Annotated in this window: 28 protein-coding genes and 2 pseudogenes; 25 read left to right on the plus strand and 5 right to left on the minus strand. The window is 70.5% G+C overall.

What is annotated here, in order from left to right; translation table 11 throughout:
• The 3 genes and pseudogenes from ACFTZL_RS23355 to ACFTZL_RS23365 all read left to right on the plus strand — a co-directional run.
• A pseudogene (locus tag ACFTZL_RS23355) lies at window positions 1-442 on the plus strand (hypothetical protein); the annotation flags it as partial.
• Window positions 439-708 carry a hypothetical protein gene (locus ACFTZL_RS23360; protein WP_382586047.1) on the plus strand — a complete coding sequence of 90 codons (270 nt, stop codon included), beginning with the start codon at window positions 439-441 and terminating at the stop codon, window positions 706-708. The pseudogene ACFTZL_RS23355 and the gene ACFTZL_RS23360, both read left to right, overlap by 4 nt.
• A 94-nt stretch (window positions 709-802) precedes the next feature.
• Window positions 803-1555: a hypothetical protein gene (locus ACFTZL_RS23365; protein WP_382586050.1), complete on the plus strand. Its 753-nt coding sequence runs from the start codon at window positions 803-805 to the stop codon at window positions 1553-1555.
• Between the two features lie 6 nt (window positions 1556-1561).
• Here the strand turns inward: ACFTZL_RS23365 and ACFTZL_RS23370 are convergent, their stop codons facing one another.
• On the minus strand, window positions 1562-2047 hold the full coding sequence (locus ACFTZL_RS23370; protein ID WP_382586053.1) for a hypothetical protein: 486 nt from the start codon (window positions 2045-2047) through the stop codon (window positions 1562-1564).
• 164 nt (window positions 2048-2211) lie between these two features.
• Here ACFTZL_RS23370 and ACFTZL_RS23375 point away from each other — a divergent pair, with 164 nt between their 5' ends.
• Window positions 2212-2832: a hypothetical protein gene (locus tag ACFTZL_RS23375; protein ID WP_382586055.1), complete on the plus strand. Its 621-nt coding sequence runs from the start codon at window positions 2212-2214 to the stop codon at window positions 2830-2832.
• An 11-nt stretch (window positions 2833-2843) separates the two neighbouring features.
• Here ACFTZL_RS23375 and ACFTZL_RS23380 read toward each other — a convergent pair whose 3' ends face one another.
• Window positions 2844-3059, minus strand: a complete 216-nt coding sequence (locus ACFTZL_RS23380) for a hypothetical protein (RefSeq protein WP_382586058.1) — start codon at window positions 3057-3059, stop codon at window positions 2844-2846.
• Window positions 3060-3153: 94 nt separating this feature from the next.
• Between ACFTZL_RS23380 and ACFTZL_RS23385 the strand changes: the two genes are divergently transcribed.
• Complete coding sequence (locus tag ACFTZL_RS23385) at window positions 3154-4074, plus strand: Ku protein (RefSeq protein WP_382586061.1); 921 nt, start codon at window positions 3154-3156, stop codon at window positions 4072-4074.
• Here the strand turns inward: ACFTZL_RS23385 and ACFTZL_RS23390 are convergent.
• A complete protein-coding gene (locus tag ACFTZL_RS23390) occupies window positions 4071-4406 on the minus strand; it encodes a DUF6233 domain-containing protein (protein WP_382586064.1) in 336 nt (111 codons plus the stop codon). The two genes, ACFTZL_RS23385 and ACFTZL_RS23390, sit on opposite strands and share 4 nt — an antisense overlap.
• Window positions 4407-4462: 56 nt before the next feature.
• Between ACFTZL_RS23390 and ACFTZL_RS23395 the strand changes: the two genes are divergently transcribed.
• On the plus strand, window positions 4463-4795 hold the full coding sequence (locus ACFTZL_RS23395) for a hypothetical protein (protein ID WP_382586067.1): 333 nt from the start codon (window positions 4463-4465) through the stop codon (window positions 4793-4795).
• Window positions 4788-5000 carry a hypothetical protein gene (locus ACFTZL_RS23400; RefSeq protein ID WP_382586069.1) on the plus strand — a complete coding sequence of 71 codons (213 nt, stop codon included), beginning with the start codon at window positions 4788-4790 and terminating at the stop codon, window positions 4998-5000. The genes ACFTZL_RS23395 and ACFTZL_RS23400 overlap by 8 nt, the downstream gene beginning before the upstream one ends.
• Before the next feature lies 1 nt (window position 5001).
• On the opposite strand, the gene ACFTZL_RS23405 is transcribed toward ACFTZL_RS23400, so the two are convergent.
• Window positions 5002-5280 (minus strand): hypothetical protein, encoded by a 279-nt coding sequence (locus tag ACFTZL_RS23405; RefSeq protein ID WP_382586072.1) that lies wholly within the window; start codon window positions 5278-5280, stop codon window positions 5002-5004.
• 73 nt (window positions 5281-5353) lie between these two features.
• Window positions 5354-5644 carry a helix-turn-helix domain-containing protein gene (locus ACFTZL_RS23410; RefSeq protein WP_382586075.1) on the minus strand — a complete coding sequence of 97 codons (291 nt, stop codon included), beginning with the start codon at window positions 5642-5644 and terminating at the stop codon, window positions 5354-5356.
• A gap of 169 nt (window positions 5645-5813) precedes the next feature.
• Here ACFTZL_RS23410 and ACFTZL_RS23415 point away from each other — a divergent pair, with 169 nt between their 5' ends.
• From ACFTZL_RS23415 to ACFTZL_RS23500, 18 genes and pseudogenes are all read left to right on the plus strand, one after another.
• Complete coding sequence (locus ACFTZL_RS23415) at window positions 5814-6122, plus strand: hypothetical protein (protein ID WP_382586078.1); 309 nt, start codon at window positions 5814-5816, stop codon at window positions 6120-6122.
• Window positions 6122-6361 carry a hypothetical protein gene (locus ACFTZL_RS23420; protein ID WP_382586081.1) on the plus strand — a complete coding sequence of 80 codons (240 nt, stop codon included), beginning with the start codon at window positions 6122-6124 and terminating at the stop codon, window positions 6359-6361. Before ACFTZL_RS23415 ends, ACFTZL_RS23420 begins: the two co-directional genes overlap by 1 nt.
• On the plus strand, window positions 6358-6510 hold the full coding sequence (locus tag ACFTZL_RS23425) for a hypothetical protein (protein ID WP_382586084.1): 153 nt from the start codon (window positions 6358-6360) through the stop codon (window positions 6508-6510). The genes ACFTZL_RS23420 and ACFTZL_RS23425 overlap by 4 nt, the downstream gene beginning before the upstream one ends.
• Window positions 6510-6704 (plus strand): hypothetical protein, encoded by a 195-nt coding sequence (locus ACFTZL_RS23430; RefSeq protein WP_382586087.1) that lies wholly within the window; start codon window positions 6510-6512, stop codon window positions 6702-6704. The genes ACFTZL_RS23425 and ACFTZL_RS23430 overlap by 1 nt, the downstream gene beginning before the upstream one ends.
• Before the next feature lie 173 nt (window positions 6705-6877).
• Window positions 6878-7738 (plus strand): protein transporter Sec31, encoded by an 861-nt coding sequence (locus ACFTZL_RS23435; RefSeq protein WP_382586090.1) that lies wholly within the window; start codon window positions 6878-6880, stop codon window positions 7736-7738.
• Entirely contained in the window at window positions 7738-8409 is a 672-nt protein-coding gene (locus ACFTZL_RS23440; RefSeq protein ID WP_382586093.1) for a hypothetical protein, read from the plus strand. The genes ACFTZL_RS23435 and ACFTZL_RS23440 overlap by 1 nt, the downstream gene beginning before the upstream one ends.
• Window positions 8406-8909: a hypothetical protein gene (locus tag ACFTZL_RS23445; RefSeq protein ID WP_382586096.1), complete on the plus strand. Its 504-nt coding sequence runs from the start codon at window positions 8406-8408 to the stop codon at window positions 8907-8909. Before ACFTZL_RS23440 ends, ACFTZL_RS23445 begins: the two co-directional genes overlap by 4 nt.
• Entirely contained in the window at window positions 8909-9523 is a 615-nt protein-coding gene (locus ACFTZL_RS23450; protein ID WP_382586098.1) for a hypothetical protein, read from the plus strand. Before ACFTZL_RS23445 ends, ACFTZL_RS23450 begins: the two co-directional genes overlap by 1 nt.
• A gap of 303 nt (window positions 9524-9826) precedes the next feature.
• Window positions 9827-10372, plus strand: coding sequence for a DUF4352 domain-containing protein (locus tag ACFTZL_RS23455; protein WP_382586100.1), 546 nt, complete (start codon window positions 9827-9829; stop codon window positions 10370-10372).
• Between the two features lie 77 nt (window positions 10373-10449).
• Window positions 10450-10650: a hypothetical protein gene (locus ACFTZL_RS23460; RefSeq protein WP_382586102.1), complete on the plus strand. Its 201-nt coding sequence runs from the start codon at window positions 10450-10452 to the stop codon at window positions 10648-10650.
• A 113-nt stretch (window positions 10651-10763) separates the two neighbouring features.
• Window positions 10764-11108 (plus strand): hypothetical protein, encoded by a 345-nt coding sequence (locus ACFTZL_RS23465; protein ID WP_382586105.1) that lies wholly within the window; start codon window positions 10764-10766, stop codon window positions 11106-11108.
• Between the two features lie 75 nt (window positions 11109-11183).
• Entirely contained in the window at window positions 11184-11732 is a 549-nt protein-coding gene (locus ACFTZL_RS23470) for a helix-turn-helix domain-containing protein (RefSeq protein WP_382586108.1), read from the plus strand.
• On the plus strand, window positions 11722-12999 hold the full coding sequence (locus ACFTZL_RS23475; RefSeq protein WP_382586111.1) for a PBSX family phage terminase large subunit: 1278 nt from the start codon (window positions 11722-11724) through the stop codon (window positions 12997-12999). Before ACFTZL_RS23470 ends, ACFTZL_RS23475 begins: the two co-directional genes overlap by 11 nt.
• Window positions 12999-13217: a hypothetical protein gene (locus tag ACFTZL_RS23480; RefSeq protein ID WP_382586114.1), complete on the plus strand. Its 219-nt coding sequence runs from the start codon at window positions 12999-13001 to the stop codon at window positions 13215-13217. Before ACFTZL_RS23475 ends, ACFTZL_RS23480 begins: the two co-directional genes overlap by 1 nt.
• Window positions 13198-14712, plus strand: coding sequence for a phage portal protein (locus ACFTZL_RS23485; RefSeq protein ID WP_382586117.1), 1515 nt, complete (start codon window positions 13198-13200; stop codon window positions 14710-14712). Before ACFTZL_RS23480 ends, ACFTZL_RS23485 begins: the two co-directional genes overlap by 20 nt.
• A 10-nt stretch (window positions 14713-14722) precedes the next feature.
• Entirely contained in the window at window positions 14723-16948 is a 2226-nt protein-coding gene (locus tag ACFTZL_RS23490) for a phage minor capsid protein (protein WP_382586119.1), read from the plus strand.
• Window positions 16949-16961: 13 nt separating this feature from the next.
• Entirely contained in the window at window positions 16962-17123 is a 162-nt protein-coding gene (locus ACFTZL_RS23495) for an Rmf/CrpP fold protein (protein WP_382586122.1), read from the plus strand.
• A gap of 147 nt (window positions 17124-17270) precedes the next feature.
• Window positions 17271-17640: pseudogene (locus ACFTZL_RS23500) on the plus strand (hypothetical protein); the annotation flags it as partial.

Raw genomic sequence — 17640 nt, forward strand, 5'->3', positions numbered from 1 at the left:
GAACTGGACCGCGTTTGATCTCTCCGAGGACGACACCGACGAAGAGACCGACTGGGAAGCCATCGCGAAGGAGCGCGAGGCCGAGAGGAACGGCGCGTACCGCGAACGCGCCCACCTCGTCGCCTTCATCGCCAGCGGCCTCGCCGAGCAAGCCGTAATCGCACCCGCGCCCGACGTCGAGGAGCCCGGCTGGCAGATCATCTACCTCACCATCGGCGGCCGCCAGTGCAGTTGGCACATCAGCCCGCGGGACGCCGACCTCTTCCAGCACGTCGAGCGCGTCGGCGCCCTCGATGTCCGCGCCCTGTGGGACGGCCACACCACCGAGGAGAAGTACGCCCACATCGCCGCGCACACGGCCGAGCTGGCGCAGCGCTGCGGCCCGGCCTGCTCCGAGCAGCACACCGAGACCGGGCGCTGCGAGATCGCGAGGAACCGGTGACCGTACGCCTGGAGATTCTCGACGAGGAGGGCGAGTGGCGAGTGGTGCCCGGCATCGCCTCCGTGGATTTCCACCCGACCGGGCCCGACGTCACCGACGAGGAGTGGAGACGGCACGACGCCCGCGATGCGTTGCACTACCTGATGACCGGCTTCGAGGAGATCCGGCGACCAACGGTCATCGACCAGGACGGCAACCCCGTGCGGCCGTGCCCGGACCGGCCCGCCTGGCAGTCACCGTACGGGCCGCCCTCGCGGCACCACTGAACATGACGAAGGGGCGCGCCCACGAACTCCCCAGCTCCAGGCACGCCCCCCCGGTGAGATCACCGTACCGCCCCACCAGCACCACGGAGCCACGATGACCACCACCGCCACCCACCTCCGCACCATCGCCCTGCACTGGACGGACTTGCACGACGCTGCCGGCCAGCCCACCCAGATCGGCGCCTTCGGCCTCGGCCTCCGCGGCTACCTCGCCCGCCTCGACGCTGCTGACGTCGAGCAGCTGGAGTACGAAGCCCACCAGGCCGCCCACCTCCGCTCCCTCGAGCGCGACCCGATCCAGCTCGGCACCCGGCCCGTCCCGGTGCGTCTGCACATCCTCGACACGATGCGCGCCATCGAAGCCGCCCTCGTCCAGTGCGCCGACGACATCGCGGCCGCCGCCCAACGCGCCCCGGTCCCAATGCCGGCCGCCCGTAAGGTGAACGGCTCGACCTACCGAAGTCTCCGCGAGGCCCGCATCGCTCATGAGGACCGGCAGCGCCGCACCCAGCTGGCGCTCGCCGATCAGCGGGACCCGAAGCGGTGGAGGTACACCGGCCGCCGGACCGCGCCGCACGCCGCGCTGTGGCTACTGGCCCGAGTCGAGCGGGCGGCCGGGCCCTGCCGACGCATCACCGATGTCGAGGAGCAGCGCATCGGCACGGTCGCGGCCGGCGCCGCCGATCGGATCGAGCGGGCCCTCGACATCGCCTCGCAGAAGCGGACACTGGAACAGCCGCACCACTGTGGCGGGGTCATCGACGTCCACGGCGGTGAGGGCCGGACACCGGTCGCACACTGCACCGGGTGCGGGGTCATCTGGACCGAGCAAGGCGCCGCGGCATAAAGCCCGTCAGTACCCCGGCACTCCCAGTGGCACCGGCTCCTCTTGGCCCTCCCATGTGACGTAGATGCGCGTGGGTGTTTCCAGCCCCATTGCCGTGAGGATGAAGAAGGGGTGACCTTCTCCTGGGTGGAGAGTCACCCCTTCGGGAAGGTCCCGGGCTTGGCCTTCCTCACCTGCCTCGGTGATCGTCACACCCTCGGCGACTGCCGTGCCGCTGTTGCGCAGAATGAACCGCCGCTGCTCCGGCCGCTCAAGGGTCAGCACGGCCCTCGGGCGCGCTGCTTCCTCTTCTGCCGCTCGACGTTCCTCGGCTTCACGCCTCTGCAGCGTGAGTGCTTCCTCCGCGGCCACGGCCGACCGAACGGAGGCGTCAGCCGACTTGGCCGACGCGTCAGCTGACTTCTTGCCATCTCCCCGCGCTTTGAAGGCGATCCATAGAGCGCCAGCGGACAGTGCAAACGCCGCCCATGCGGGCACATCTCCCCAATCCATAGGCGGGACAGTAGCGGCGCGGGAAGGACGGGAGAAGCGTCATTGCGTCGAGACTTCCGGCCTGCCGCCATGCCACTCGATCAGCCCGGATCGGGCACACTCCCGGGAACCCGGTGCGCCGGGGATGCGTCCGTGTCGGTGAACAGAGCGGGGGGAGCGCAAGCGTGAGCGTGCCGGAGTGGCTCGGGGATGTGCCGACATGGATCGGCGCGGGCGGCGCAATCGGCGCGGCATGGTTCGCCTATCAGACGATCACGAGCCAGCGGCAGCAGATCGGCGAGCAGCAGGAGTTCATTGCCGAGCAGACGCGGTTCATGGGCGAGCAGCAGCAGAACCTGGAGCTGGAACGCGCCGAGCTGCGCGCCGCAGCTGAGGACCGGCAGTGGGCGCAGGCACGACGGATTAGGATGGCGCACCACACTGCCTGGACCACGCCGGATAGTGAGGGTAATGCCAGCGAGGATGACCACTGGGTTGTGACAGTGATCAACGACAGCGACGCCCCTGTGCATCAGGTAGACGTGCGCTTCGGTACGGCCTACCTGGCGTCTGAGGTGTGGGAGTGGAATCCGGTTTGGGGCGGTCAGAGGGCGCCCACGGAGCGGATGATGCGGCCTGTCCATCTCCTCGGCCCGGGCAGGGGGGCCCGGTTCCTATCTCAGCAGTGGTCGGCGGCGACGACACATAACAGTCGTCCGACCCTTTACTTCACCGATGACAGCGGTGCGCGTTGGGCGCTCGACTCGTACGGGAAGCTTGACGAGGCCCCGCTCGACGGCGGCTGACAGGGCGGCGGTCAGTGATTCCAGACCTCCGGCCCGCCTCCCCGCCACTCGATCAGGCCGGTCCGGACCACGTCCATCTCGTCGAACTCCTGCAACCCGGCCTCCTGCATGAAGCGGGCGACGTCCTGCACGGAGAACGCCCGGCCGACGATCGCGTCATCGATGCGCACCCGCCGGCCGCCGTCCTCGTCGGGCGGATAGACGACGATGGGCTGTGCACCGGCCATGGCACCAGCGTGCGGCCCGGGCCGAGTGTCCGCATGCGGGGCGCGTGTGCCGCTCGTAGGCTGGTGCTGCTCGGGGCTACTGCGGAGGTCCACCATGCCCCGAACCGTGTGGTCAGGTGCCATCAGCTTCGGTCTCGTCACCGTGCCGATCAACGTCCAGTCGGCCGTCGAGGACCACTCGATCCGCTTCCACCAGTACCACCTGGAAGACATGGGCCGGGTCCGCGTCCGCAAGTACTGCGAGGTCGAGGACCGCGAGGTCCGCAACGACGAGATCGGCAAGGGCTACCAGCTCACCAAGGACCAGGTCATCCCGATCAGCGACGAGGAACTGCGCGACCTGCCGCTGCCGACGGCGAAGGCGATCGAGATTGAGGCGTTCGTGCCGCTGGAGTCCGTGGATCCGATCCGGATCGGTGAGGGGTACTACCTTCAGCCGTCCGGGCAGGTCGCGGCCAAGCCGTACAAGCTCCTGCGCATGGCCTTGGCCAGGTCGTCGAAGGTGGCCGTCGCGAAGTACGCCTGGTCCGGCCGCGAGCGCCTCGGCCTCCTGCGGGTGCGGGACGACGTGATCGTGCTGCACGCCATGCGCTGGCCCGACGAGATCCGCTCCCCCGAGGAGCTGCTGCCGCCGCCGGTCGAGCTGACCGGCGAGGAGATCGACGGCGCCCTCGCGCTGATGGACAGCATGACCCGCGACGAGCTCGAAGGCGACGAGTTTCACGACGCGTACACCGAGGCCGTCGAGCAGATCATCGAGGCCAAGCGCGAGCACCGCGAGCCGCCCACCATGCCGGAGCCCGAGGAGAAGCCGGGCGAGCTGGTGGACCTGATGGCCGCCCTGAACGAGTCCGTGAAGAAGGCCAGGGCCTCGCGCGGCGAGGACGCCGACGTGCACGAGATACCGAAGAAGAAGACCGCGAAGAAGCAGCCGGCCAAGAAGACCGCCGCGAAAAAGACCACGCAGAAGGCCGCGGCCAAGAAGACTTCCGGGCGCCGGCCGCGCAGCGCCTAGACCTCGATACCGAGGGCCGTGTCCGGCCTGCACTTCGAGCACGCCGGTACCTGATGGCGTAGGGCCTCCAGTGCCTGCGCCCTGGTCGCGGGCTTCACCCGCTTGCCCGGGTCCCAGCACTCGCCGGTGTGTACGGCGACGATGTTGTTGCGGTCCAGGCCGCGCTCGATCAGCCACTCCGGGGCGGGCGGGCGTCGCTCGACGCCGCGCAGCCGCTCAGCCTCGCGGCGTTCCTCGTCGGCGATCCATCTGCGGGTGCGGTCCAGGTCGCGCTCCTGGACGCGCTCCAGGAAGCGGAGCAGCGCGAGTCGCGACGACTCTGGATCGTTCATGCGTTCGATTCTATGATCGGGGGCGCCACCCAGCACACCCACCCCCAGGAGCAGGCATGAACCACGAGGAGGCGGCGAGCAAGCTCGCCGTCGACCCGGCCTCCCTCACCCCTGCCCCACCGTCGCCCCGCTTCACCGAGACCTGGGCGCGAATGCAGCAGGAACCGCCCTGCTCCGCATGCGGCCAGCCGTCCCGCACCAGCGGTGTGGTCCATGACCCGGACCACGGGGCCCGCTGGTTCGACCGCTGCCGGGAGTGCTTCCTCGCAACGCCACCGACGCTGCGCATGCCGCCGGCCCGTTTCCTCGAGGAGCTGCGCGAGGTCGCAGCCGAGACACGGCTGCCGCTGCGCACCTACACCGACGAGGGCGGGAGGGAAGGTGAGTGACGTGGACGACGAGCGGTTCCACCTCACCGTGATGGCGGGCGGGCGGGCGATGATGCACGGCTGGTGGGGCAAGCAGTCCACGGCCGAGCACCAGTACCGGTCATGGATCGGATCGTGGGGCTGCATCGAGGGCGCCCAGATCGTCCTGACCGAGCGTGGCGACAGCGACGGTGAGCGGGTAATCGCGAGCTGGCCGGAGGCGTAGGTCAGCCGGCGAGTTCCGGGTGCCGGGCTGCCTTCTTGACGTCCGCCTCGATCTGGTTCCGCGGGGCGCCCTGCTCGGCGGCGTGGTCAGTGACGGCAGCTTGGACATCGCGGGCGGCGTCGAGCCAGGCCTGCCACGCCGTTCCCCAGGCAGCGTGCTGCTCGTCGGTCCAGGCGGTCTGGGTCGGCGGACCGTGCTGATCCGTGAGCTGCTCGACGGCGGTGTGTGCCTCATCGGCGGTGCGCTGCATCTGCACGAGTTCTTCGAAGGTTTGTGCCACGTGCAGGGATCTTAGGCCGGACACAAGAAGGCCCCCGCCTCGACCAGCGAGACGGGGGCATCAACGCGAGCGGCTACTGCCGCTTCGCCCTGGGCCGGTCCTTGCCCGACCCCGTGTAACCCCGCTCGATGTCCTGCACCGTAGCCAGCCCGATCCCCAGCGCGTCAGCGATCTTCCGGTACGAGACCGGTGGCTGCTGCGCCCGCATCTCCAGCACGACCTGCCGGCGCATCTCCCGCCACCGCTTGCCGCGCTCGGCCTGGTCGGCCATCACCTCGCCGATCGCCTTCGCTCGCTGCTCCGGGTCGGTCATCGCCTCCACGGCGTTCATGGCGTCGATCACGCGCTGAGCCTCCTCGGTCACACCCGGCCTCACTTCTCTTCGGGCGGGCCGCTTGCCCTGAGTGTACGGGGCCCCGTACAGTCTCAGGAAGTAGCCCGAGCTACTAAGCACAACGGCCCCGACCCGGAGTTGCCGCTCCACATGGGTCGGGGCCAGGCCCACCTCAACCATCACGAAAAGGCAGGCCCTGATGGGACACCGTACCCAGACCATCGAGCCCCGCGAACCCTCGACCACCAGCGTCCTCACCGAGCCCAGCTACGCCGCGCAGATCCTCACCGTCACGGCCAGGCTGCTCGGGTTCACCGCCCAGACCATCAACATCTGGCAGCTGGAACGGGACCTCACGACCGCGGCCGACGCCGTGTGCGGCACACTCCCCGAGGCCGTACGCCACGACGCCTCCACCCGCGCCCGCGCCTCGCTCCCCCCGCTCCCGCTCGGCACCCAGGCCCACGACTACGCCGAGCAGCTGCGCAGCGCCGCGACGGGCCTGTGATGAGCGCCGTCAGCCTCTTCACCGAGCCGTGGCCCGAGGGCGTGACCGCGAGATTCGTCAACCTCGTCGGCGCGACCGTCGACGTCACCGGCAGCGGGCAGCGCACCCGCGCCCGCTGTAGCGGCTGCATCTTCGGCAAGAGCGAACTCCCGGCCACTGAGGGCTACACCCACGACGAGGCCCAGCGTCACGCCGAGCGTTGCCGTGCCCTGCCGCGCCCCGCAGGGGTGACCGGATGAGCGAGCAGCAGACCACCTCGCGCGCCTGCACCAGCTGCGGCGGTGCCAAGGGCCGCACCGTCGACACCAGCCACGACGGCAAGACCATCCAGACCTGGCAGACCTGCACCCCCTGCCACGGCACCGGCATCCAGGGCGGAGGCATCTGATGGGCCTCTTCTCTCGCCGCGCGCAGACCACCCGCGACTACCCGGCCGCCGGCACCTCGGTGACCGGTGACGCCGGACGCTTCCGCCGCGCCAAGACCACCGGCGCCCGCCGCGCCGCCGCCCAGGGCCAGGCGTGGGAGGACAACGACCGCCAGCAGGACCGCCGAGGCCGCTGGTACCGGCCCGCCCGCTGACAAGGAGCCCGCCATGGGAGAGCAGTTCTGGTACGGCCTCGGCATCGCCGCCTCCATCGCAGCAGGCGTGTTCGCCGTCGTCTGGATGACCACCCACTGACCCACCCGAGACCGCCGGGCCCCGCGAAAGCCCCCCCCCCGCGGGGCCCGGCCCCCGCTCCTGGAGGAGCACCGTGAAGACCCGCCGCACTCAGACCATCGAGCGGACCCGCCTCGTTCCCCACACCGTCGACGGCGAGACCGAACTCGTTCTCGACCGCCAGACCATCGAGGTCCCCGCACCGCCCCGTGACTGGGACCAGCTGGTGCGCGTCGCCGTCACCCTCGGCGCCATCGTCCTCGTTACCGCGTCCCTCGTCTGGACAACCGCCAGCATCGGCGACCTCCTCGCGGCCGTCACGATCAGCGTGGTCGCCTACGCCGCGGCCGTCGCCTTCGACGCCTCATGGATTCTGTGCATGGCCGTCGAGTGGCTCCTTCGCTACGACCCCGAACGCGCCAAGGCAGCGAAGCGGGCGGGCCGGTGGTCGCTCGGCGTGTCCATGGCCGCGGTCTTCGCGCACGGCTACGTCTTCGATCAGCTGATCGTCGGCGCGGTCGGCGCGGTCGTGTCCGGGCTCGCCAAGGGCGGCTGGTCGATGGCCATGCGCGTACACGCCCGCCCGCTCGACGACCGGACCCAGCAGTGGGTCACGAAGCGGCGTGCCGCCGTCGATGGTCAGCTCGCCATGATCCCGATCCGGCGTGAACTCCAGCGCGGGGAAGCCACGGTCGAAGCGGAGCAGCGGAGCCTCGCCGCGGACGGCGGATCCGCGGATCCGGACCAGTCCGGAGGATCCGTGGACCGTCCGGACCCGTCCGGCGCGCCCGTCGACCGCAAGGGTCTGACCACGAAGGACGCGGTCCGGATCGCTTGGACCGAGGGAGTCCGCGACCGGGATGCGGTCCTCCAGGACGCCGCGAAGCGCCTTGGTCGGCCCGTCTCCCCGGACAGCGTCGACCGCTACCTCCGCGACCTCAAGCGCGGCGCTTGATGGGCGCGCAGCCCGAGCCCGACGGTCAGGAGCTGCGCGTCCGCCACTACCTGCGCCGCATCGGCGCCCGACCCTTCGGCCACCAGGAGCCACCCATGCACGAGCCCGCACCCCGCCCCGTCACACCCACCCGCGTCATCCCCGCCGGCGCCCCGCTCCCCGCGCGGGCGCCCGAGCCCGGCGAAGAGCCGCCCTGGCGCATGCCTCCTCCTCCGCCACCGCCCGCAGCCGCCGTTCCGGTGCCGCTTCCGCCGGATCCGGAACCCCGGATCGTTGAAGTTCGCCACGTCCACGAGGTTGTCCTGACCGGCCCGGATCCCGATCCGGAACCGGATCCGTCCCGGCGGGAGCGGCTCGGCGCGTGGCTCGGCCGGTACGTCCGCCCCTGGCACGCCGTCATCGGCCTCACCGCCGCCGTGCTGCCGATCCCCGGGGTCGGCTACTCGGCCGCCACCATCTGGCACTTCACCGTCGGTGAGGGGCGCGACAGCTGGGGCATCGGCTGGGGCTACGGCCTCGGCCTCACCCCGCTCGCCCTCACCGTCACCGTCCTCGTCCGCCGAGGCGGCAGCCCGCTGCGCCTGTTCGCCCTCGCCACCACCTTCGTCGGGTCGCTCGCCGCTCTCAGCTGGTACGACCCGGTCCAGTTCCTCACCGGAGTCACACGATGAATGTCGGACTGTCCCTCGCAGGCGTCGCCGTCGCACTCGGCATCCTGTGGGCCAACCTCCGCCCCTGGTGGAAGGGAGGCCGCGACCCTAAGGCGCTGCTGCCGTACGCCAGCGGCGCAGGCCTCGGCTCCCTGGCCACGATCTGTATCGGCGGCGCGCTCGGCTGGGGCGCTGCCGGGGTCGCCGGGATCTTCACCAGCGGCGGCAATGCCGGCGTCTCCAAGGTGACCGGCACGTCCGGCGCGGCACCGATGCCGACCGGCCGCATGGGCACCCTCACCCCGGAGGGCGGCATCGTCGTCTGCCTGATCCTGCTCGGCGTGATCCTCCTCTACAAGACGTCCGGGAAGCTGGACAAGCGCCGGATCATCGGCGGTGTCGCTTCTTTCGCCGTACTCGGTTTCCTGCCGGGCGTCGCCGAGTTGCTGGGCTGGTGGCCGGACCTGGTGAACAGCATCGGCGACCACGGCCGAACCCTGCTCGAAACAGGGGAAGTGTGATGAAGCGTCGCCTCGCCTGGTGGGCCGCCCGCAGCAGCCTCGCCGGCCGTCTCGCCCGTGGCTCGTACACCGTGTGGGAGCGCCGCGCCGAGGCGCTTACCGCATGGGTGCGGGCCGGCCGCCGTGACGACCTCGACGGGTGGAAGGCCGCTCTCGGGCCGCTGGTCCGGCTCCTGCTGCTCGGGGTCCTGGCCTACGCGGTGTGGGCAATCGTCCGCGCGCTGCCGTGGCTGATGTGGCTCCTCGCCGGGTGGTGGATCCGCGCCGCCTGGAGAGCATCCCGAGAGGCCCCCGCTGAGGCCGCTGAGCGATCCCCCGAGCAGGCCGCGCACACCCTTCACGTGGAGGTGCTCCGGAAGCTGCTCCTCGACCTCATGGGGACCGGCTCCGGGGTGCACCTCCGCACGGTCCTCGCCCACCTCCAGGAGCACGGCCAGTGGGAGGGCCGGAAGGTGGCAGATCTGCGCGTCCATCTGACCCGCCTGGACATCCCCGTCCACCGCGGCGTGAAGGTGGGCCGCACCCCCACCTGGGGGGTACGCCGGCGCGACCTCGAAGCCCCTTCCCCGGCCGCCGCCCAGGAGACGTCTACCGCGCCGTCTACCGCCGCCTGACCTGCACGTCTACCGGCCTATCTACCGCCGTCTACCAGCTGATCTACCCGACATCTACCGACCGGAGCACTCGCCGCGGACTCGAGGCAGTACCCGCATCGAGTGACTTCGGGTTACAGGTCAGGAACAGCGCCTTCACCGCCTCTTCACGCGGCGCATCATGCACCAGACGACACATCACCTGGGGGGACCATGAGCACACCTACGCCGCCGCAGCCGGACTTTCCGCCGCCGCTCCCGCCCGAGCCGCCGAAGCCGGCGAAGTCTCGCACCAACGCGGTCATCATCGGGTCGGCGGCTGCCGTGATCGCCGCGATCGTCGCCACCGGCATCGTCGTCGTCAACTCCAGAGACGACGGTGGCGACAGCCCGACCGCAGCCGAGTCGAGCACCCCGGCCGACGACACCATCACGGCAGCCGCTGAGCCCGTGCCGAGCCCGGAGGACACCGGGCCAGAGATCTGGTCGCTGACGGACGGAGTGAGCTGGGACGGCGGTGTTGAGGTCGAGTTGACTGGCTGGATGCGGGGCGTGACCGGTCCGTACGCGGCGCCACAGAGCACCCCCTTCGTAAAGTTCACCGTCAAGATCCGCAACACGGGCGACCGGACCGTCGACGTGTCATCCGGCTACCTCACCTGCCTGTACGGCGACGACGGGCGGGAGAGCGCGCAGGTCTTCGACTCCGAGCGCGGGCTGGAAGGTCTGCCTCAGGTGCATCTCCGCCCAGGTAAGTCAGTGTCGGCGAAGACGGGTTGCGAGCTGCCGAAGGGCGAGAAGTACTTGCAGGTCGAGCTGTCGCCGACGGCTGAGTCGGAAACGGCGATCTTCGCGGGCAACGTCAAGTAGATCCGCGGCCCCGCCGTTCCCTCGTGGGCGGCGGGGCTCTTGCGTGACCACCAGTCGGATCCGCCGGTTGGGGAAACATGGACATGCGACTTGGGGTCGAGGGCGGCCCGGCCGACGGCGAAGAGGTGACCGTGCAGGCCGGCGAGCGCGGCCGACCAGCCGGCCGGATGGAGATCAGCGGCGGCACGTACCTGCTGCGGATGCACGGCGCCGACCCGCACCCTGATGCGGGCTGGCACTACTGCTGGGAGCGCCCGCCGCGAGAACTACAGCAGTAGTTGCATTCCGCGCGATCATGCCTCACGATGGGCCGCAGATCTGGCATGCCCGGAAACGATCGCCCAGGGTGAGGCATGATGCCCCCTCAGCAACAGTCGTTCCAGGGGGGAACATGCAACTCCGGTACACCGCCGCAGCCGTAGCCATCACCGCGCTCGCACTCGCCGCCTGCTCCAGCAACGAGAGCAGCGACAAGCCGGCTGACCCGTCCAAGCTCGACACCGAAGCCCGCTTCGCCTGCGACGACTTCGCCCAGGACTACAAGGCCGCCCAGACCCGCGACGCCCGCGTCGACCTGGCGAACAAGGTCAACAAATGGGCGCAGTCCTCGATCACCAACGGCATCGCCGACAACGCGAAGGCGCTCGCCCGAGGCTCCGAAGGATCGCCCAGCGCGTGGCAACTCGGCGCCGACGCCTTCGCCCAGGCCTGCCTCGACGCCGGCTGGAAAGCCTGACCGAACGAACTTCATGACTGGCCCGGCCGCCCCGTTCCCGCGGCCGGGCCTTCGCATGCCGGGAGGAGGTGGCCCGTGGTGCGACCCAAGGTCAGCAAGGGCGGGCTCGTCACCGACGAGGAGCGAGCCGAGATCATCCGCCTGCACGGCGAGGGCAAGGGCCGCAACGAGATCGCCCGCCTCACCCGCCGTGCGCAGCGCACCGTCTCCCTCATCTGCGCCGAGGAAGGCCTTGTCTTCGACACCACGATGACGGAGGAAGCCACCCAGCATCGCGTCGCCCAGCTCGCCTCACTGCGGACCGAGACGGCCATGGACCTCCACCTCGACGCGATGCGGCTCAGCCAGCAGATGTGGGAGCCCGGCAAGATCTACAACTTCGGCGGCAAGGACAACACCTACCGCGACAAGGACGTCGACGAACCCCCGGCCATCGACAAGAAGAACTTGATGGCCGCGGCCGGCATCGCGCTGGAGAAGTCCATGAGGCTCGTTCCGCCCGTGACCGAGACCGGCGAGGACGACGCCCGCTCGATGCTCGGCAAGATGATGAACGGCCTCCAGCAGGTCTGGAACGAGCAGCAGCCGTCTGCCCGTGGAGACGAGGGGGACGATGCTTCGTGATCTCCCTGTTCCTCTGTCGCTGAAGCAGCTCGACTACGTCGTCAACAGCACAGCGTTCGTCAACCTCGCCGAAGGGTCGATTCGGTCCGGGAAGACCGCATCGAGTCTGCTGCGGTGGCTGATGTACGTGGCGACCGCGCCCCGCGGCGGAGAGCTGGTCGTCGTCGGCCGCACCCGCGACTCCCTGAACCGCAACGTGTTCGGTCCGCTCATGGACCCCGCGCTCATGGGCCCGATGGCGAAGTTCACGAAGTACACCAACGGCGCGTCCACAGCGACGATCCTCGGCCGAACGATCCACGTCCTCGGCGCCTCCGACGCCAAGGCGGAGAAAGTGCTGCGCGGTCTCACCTGCGCGGGCGCCTACGTGGACGAACTGACCGTCATCTCGGAGGAGTTCTTCCAGCAGCTCATGGCGCGCTGCTCCGTCGAGGGTGCGCAGATCTTCTGCACGACCAACCCCGACTCCCCGGCCCACTGGGTGCGCACCCGCTTCCTCGACCGCCTCGGCCGGCTGCCGGACTGGCGCGTCTGGCACTTCCAGCTCGACGACAACCCAGTCCTGTCGGACACGGTCAAGGACCGGTACAGGCGCACGTACACCGGCCTGTGGTACCGGCGGTTCATCCTCGGCGAGTGGGTCGCTGCCGAAGGCGCCGTCTTCGACATGTGGGACCCGTCCCGGCATGTTGTGCCCTGGGCGAGCCTTCCAGCGATGCAGCGGCTCCTGGCGCTCGGCGTCGACTACGGCACGACGAACGCCACCGCAGGCCTGCTGCTCGGCGTCGGCAACGACCGGCGCCTCTACCTCGTCGACGAGTGGCGGCACGACCCGAAGCACGACACGGCGCGGCTCACCGACGGGCAGCTGTCGGCCGGCCTGCGGGACTGGGCGCAGCAGCAGCACCTGCCCGCGGGCGGCCCGGCCGTCCCGGAGTGGTGGGTTGTCGACCCGTCGGCGGCATCGCTGCGGCTCCAGCTCTACCGCGACGGTGTGACCCCGCACCCGGCGGACAACGACGTGAGCCGAGGTATCAGCCTCATGGCGACGCTCCTCGCCGAGGGGCAGCTCGCGGTGTCGGACCGGTGCGCGGGCTTCATCCGCGAGGCCCCGGGCTACTCCTGGGATCCGAAGGCGACCGAGGACGGCAAGGACAAGCCGATCAAGGTGGCGGATCACTCGCTCGATGGCGGCCGGTATGCGGTCGTGACCACGGAGGCGCTGTGGCGTCCGCTCGTCCGCAGTGCTCTGGAGGTGGCTGCCTGATGACCGTACGGCTGGCGAAGGTACGAATCAACGAAGCAGGACGCGGCACCGTGGAACTCGACGGCCTCCGGATCCCAGGTGTGCGCGCCGTAGCCGTGGAGACCGAAGTCGGCTGCCGCCCGGTCATCCGGCTGGAGATCCTCGCTCACGAGGTCGACCTACGGCAGGGCCCCACGAACGAGGGTGAGGAGGTGCCGGATGCCGCTGCCCACGAGTAACGTCCCCTGGCCCCCGCCCCACCTCAAGCCCGTCCTCGAAGCCATGCGCACCTGGGACACCTGGTGGGGCGGCGACCCGGACCGCCTCGAATCGCTCTACGGCGGCGGCACGGTCGGCAGCCTCGACCCCAAGCCGGTCCAGTTCGCCAGCGGCATGCGCGGCCGCATCGCCCGCTGGTGGTGGGGCACACCGACCGGCGAGGGAGAGCGCCGCACCAAGGTGCACGTCCCGATCGCCAGCGACATCTGCGCGGGCAGCGCGAACCTGCTGTTCAGCGAGCCGCCTAAGTTCACCGTCGAAGGCGACACCACAACGAAGCGGCTCGACGCGCTCACCGACGACGGCATGCTCGCCACCCTGCAGACCGCAGCAGAGATCGGATCCGCCCTCGGCTCCGTCTACCTGCGGCCCGTCTACGACAAGACCCTCTCCGACCGCCCATGGCTCGACGCCGTCCACGCCGACCGGGCCGTACCGGAATTCGTGTGGAGTCGGCTCCGGGCGGTGACGTTCTGGCGGATCGTCCTCGAGGAAGACGGGCAGGTCTGGCGGCACCTGGAGCGCCACGAGCCAGGCCGCATCCTGCACGGCCTGTACCAGGGCACGGCCGGCAAGCTCGGCCGCGCGGTTCCTCTGCAAGACCACCCGGCGACCGAGGGGTACGCGACGATCGTCAACGATGAGTCGTTCGTCGAGACTGGTTACAAGCAGCTGGACGTCGCGCACGTCCCGAACCAGCTCTCCCGCCGCTGGCGAGGCGACCAGGCCCTCAAGGACCTCGGCCGCAGCGACCTCGACGGCGTCGAGACGCTGATGGACCAACTCGACGAGACCTACTCGTCGCTGATGCGGGACATCCGTCTCGGCAAGGGCCGCATCGTCGTCCCCCGCGCCTACCTCCATGGCAACGGGCCCGGGCGCGGGGCCACCTGGAACCCCGACCAAGAGGCGTTCGCCGGTATCGACATGCTGACCGGACCGGACTCCGGCAAGCAGCTCACCGTGGCGCAGTTCGAGATCCGTGTGCAGCAGCACCTCGACGCCGCTGCGAATCTGATCGACCAGATCCTGCGTTCGGCTGGCTACTCCGGGCAGACCTTCGGGCTCGGCGGCGATGTCGCCGTGACCGCCACAGAGGTTGTGTCGAAGGAGCGGCTGTCGATGACGACCCGCGGCCGGAAGATCCTTCGGTGGCGGCCGGCGCTCGCGCACGCAGTCGAGGCGCTCCTCGCGGTCGACAAGCAGGTCTTCGGCGGGAGCATCCAGCCGCAGCGTCCGACCGTCGAGTTCGAGGACTCCGTGCAGGAGGACCCGCTCCAGCTCGCGACCACGGTGGAGATGCTCACCCGGGCGACGGCGGCATCCGTCGAGACGAAGGTGCGCATGGTCCACCCGGAGTGGGACGACACCCTGGTCCGGGCCGAGGCCGACCGGATCCTTGCCGAGACGGGCATGGCCGTGCCGGACCCCATGCAGCTAGGTGACGTGTTGTAGGGGGTGCGCGATGCCGGTCTCCCCGTGGATGGCCGAGGACTTGTCCACGGGGGTTCGGGATCTGTACTCCGACGCCGAGGAGCGGCTTCTGGCGCTGGTGGCTCGCCGCCTGGCGGACGGGATCGACGCTCCGCAGTGGATGGAGGCCAAGCTCGCCGACATTCAGGCGCTGCGCCGCGGCGCGCAGAGCGTGGTTGACGAGCTCGGCCGGTCGACGTCGCTGGAGGTGCACGACGCGGTCGCCGAGGCGTACAACGTCGGGGCCAGGGCGGGGCTGGTCGAGCTGGGCGCTCTTGATGACGAGACGGCCGCCCGGATCGCCGAGCAGACCCCTGGCACCCGGCGGGTCGATCGGCTCGCGATGGAGACGATCAGCGTGGTCACGGAGTCCCACCGGGGGATCCTGCGGGGCGTTGAGGACGTCTATCGCAACGTCCTCGCCCAGGCCGCGGCCACGCCGCTGGCGGGTGTGGAGACACGCAGGCAGGCCACCCAGACCGCCGTCGCACGCTTCACCGAGCGCGGCGTCGCCTCATTCGTCGACCGCGCAGGCCGTAGTTGGTCGATGACGACCTACGCGGAGATGGCGACACGGACCGCCCTCGGCCGGGCCGCTGTCGAAGCCCACGCCGATCAGCTGTCAGCGGCCGGCGTCGAGCTGGTCATGGTGTCGGAGGCGCCCCACGAATGCCCGCAGTGTCGACCCTGGGAGGGGAAGGTGCTGGCGCTGTCCGGGCCGGACGGTCGCCGCACGGTGGAGGTGGAGCATGCCACCGAGGACGACCTCATGGTCAGGGTGGAGGTGGCCGGCACCCTCGACGAAGCGCGGCGCGCAGGGCTCCAGCACCCGAACTGCAGGCACACGACCTCGGCGTACCTGCCCGGCATGACGCGGCCGCCCGCGAAAGCAGCAAAGGACCCGGACGGGTACGCGGCCACGCAGCGGCAGCGGGCGATCGAGCGGAACATCCGCAAGTACAAGCTCCGTGCTGCGAGCGCGGTTGACCCTGCTGCGAAGCGCGCGGCGAATGCGCGCGTGCGCACGTGGCAGGGGCAGATGCGCGAACACCTGGGCGCGCACCCGGAACTCATGCGGAAGCGGTACAGGGAGCAGCCCGGGGCGAGCAACCTGCCCACCACGCCGCGGCCGCCGCAGGACGCTGTCGAGGCAGCACGGATCCGGGCGGGAGACGCACGCACCCCGGCGGAGATGACCGACGAGCAGCTCGGCGCAGCGATGCGCTCGGGCGCCCTCGACGCGCGGGACTTCGCCCGAGTCGAGGCGGAGGCCGACCGCCGGGACCAGGCGGCCCTCATGGGCCGGGTGCGCCCGGGCGGGCAGCTCACGGACGACCTAACCGGCTTCTCCGACGACGAGCTGGGGCGTGTCCTGCGGGACGTGCCGCCGGCCGATGCTCTGCGGATCGCCGCGGAGTTGGATCGTCGGGACCTGGACGCGGGCTTGCCCGGCATTGACCGGACGCTCGTGGGCATGTCGGACGAGCAGCTCGGCATGCGTGCCGCGCAGGCCACCAGCGACGACCTGGCACGCATCGCGGCCGAGGCCGACCGGCGCCAGCTGCTGGCCACGGTGTTCCCCGGCGGGCAGTTGGCCGCGGACCTGTCGGTGGTCGGGGACGAGATCCTCGGCTGGGCGATGCGGTACGCAGACGCCGACCAGGCCGCGCGGATCGCGGCGGAGCTCGACCTCCGGTACCCCCCGGAGCCGCTGCCTATCGCGGCAGGGGCGCACACGGTCGCGGGACAGCTCGCGGATCGGGCCGCGCTGGACGAGGCTCTCGGCCCGCTGAGTGCGGTCGACGACTGGGCGCGCCTGGCCGACGAGTTGCCCGACCCGTACGCCGGGATGACGGCCACGGAGCGGTGGCTCGCGGAACGGGAGGCCGAGCAGCAGGCGGCACGCGGGGCGTATACGCGTGAGCAGGTACGCGAGATGTACCGCGAGCATGTCTTCTCGCAGCTCCTTGCCGCAGATGAGGCGACGAACGGGCGCCTCCTCAGCCGCAAGGCGCAGGCCGAGGGCATCGACCCCACCTCGTTGTTCACGGGTCCGTCACACGTTGCCTACGCCCGCGCGTCGGAAGAGCTGAAACGGTGGTGGGCGGATCACCCGCGCACTACGCTGGCGGAGTACACGGAGATGGTCACGGGCGAAGCCAGCAGCGCCGCGCAGACGGCCCGCAAGGCAGCCAGCGACCAGCAGAACCGACTCTGACCCGGGGGCAACTGTGGGCGAGCGTGAGGCTTTGGTCAGGGCCCTAGACGAGGGTGCCGAGGCCGGCCGTGAAGGCGTCTCCGTGACGTCTTGCCCGTATCCCGCTGGTGACCTCCGCCGTTCTGCGTGGGTACGCGGATACTCGAAGACCCGCCAGTTCCCCGGCGCCGACTGATCCCAGCCGCGTCCTCCAGGCCCGCCTCGCGCGGGCCTTTTTCATGCCCGGACTCGGGCCTTCGACGTCCGGGCGCCAGGCGCGCCCGGCAGCAGTTCAGCCCCGGCGGGACCGGGGCATCCCCTACGCGCACCGGGAGTGCACGACATGCAGAGGCGAACCCTTCCCCGGCTGGCAGGCTCCGGCTGGGCACACCCCTACGCCACTGGCCCTTTCGACCCGTGGCTGTACGCCGACGGCGGGGACGGAGACGACTCCGGATCCGACAGCGGCGACAGCGATGACGGCGACACGGACGACGCGGAAGACGACGATGCCGGCGGGGCCGGCGACGACGACACCACGACGGACGACGACAGCGCCGACAGTGGCAAGGACGACAAGCCGAAGCCCAAGGCGCCCGCCAAGAAGACAGCGGCAGAGGAGCCGGCCGCCGAACTGGCTCGCCTCCGGAAGGAGAACAAGACACTCCGCGGGGAGAACGCCAAGGGCCGCGTCGAAGCGAAGGACCAGGCCG

The organism is Streptomyces sp. NPDC056948 (genome assembly GCF_042674225.1).
Classification (GTDB): Bacteria; Actinomycetota; Actinomycetes; order Streptomycetales; family Streptomycetaceae; genus Streptomyces; species Streptomyces purpurascens.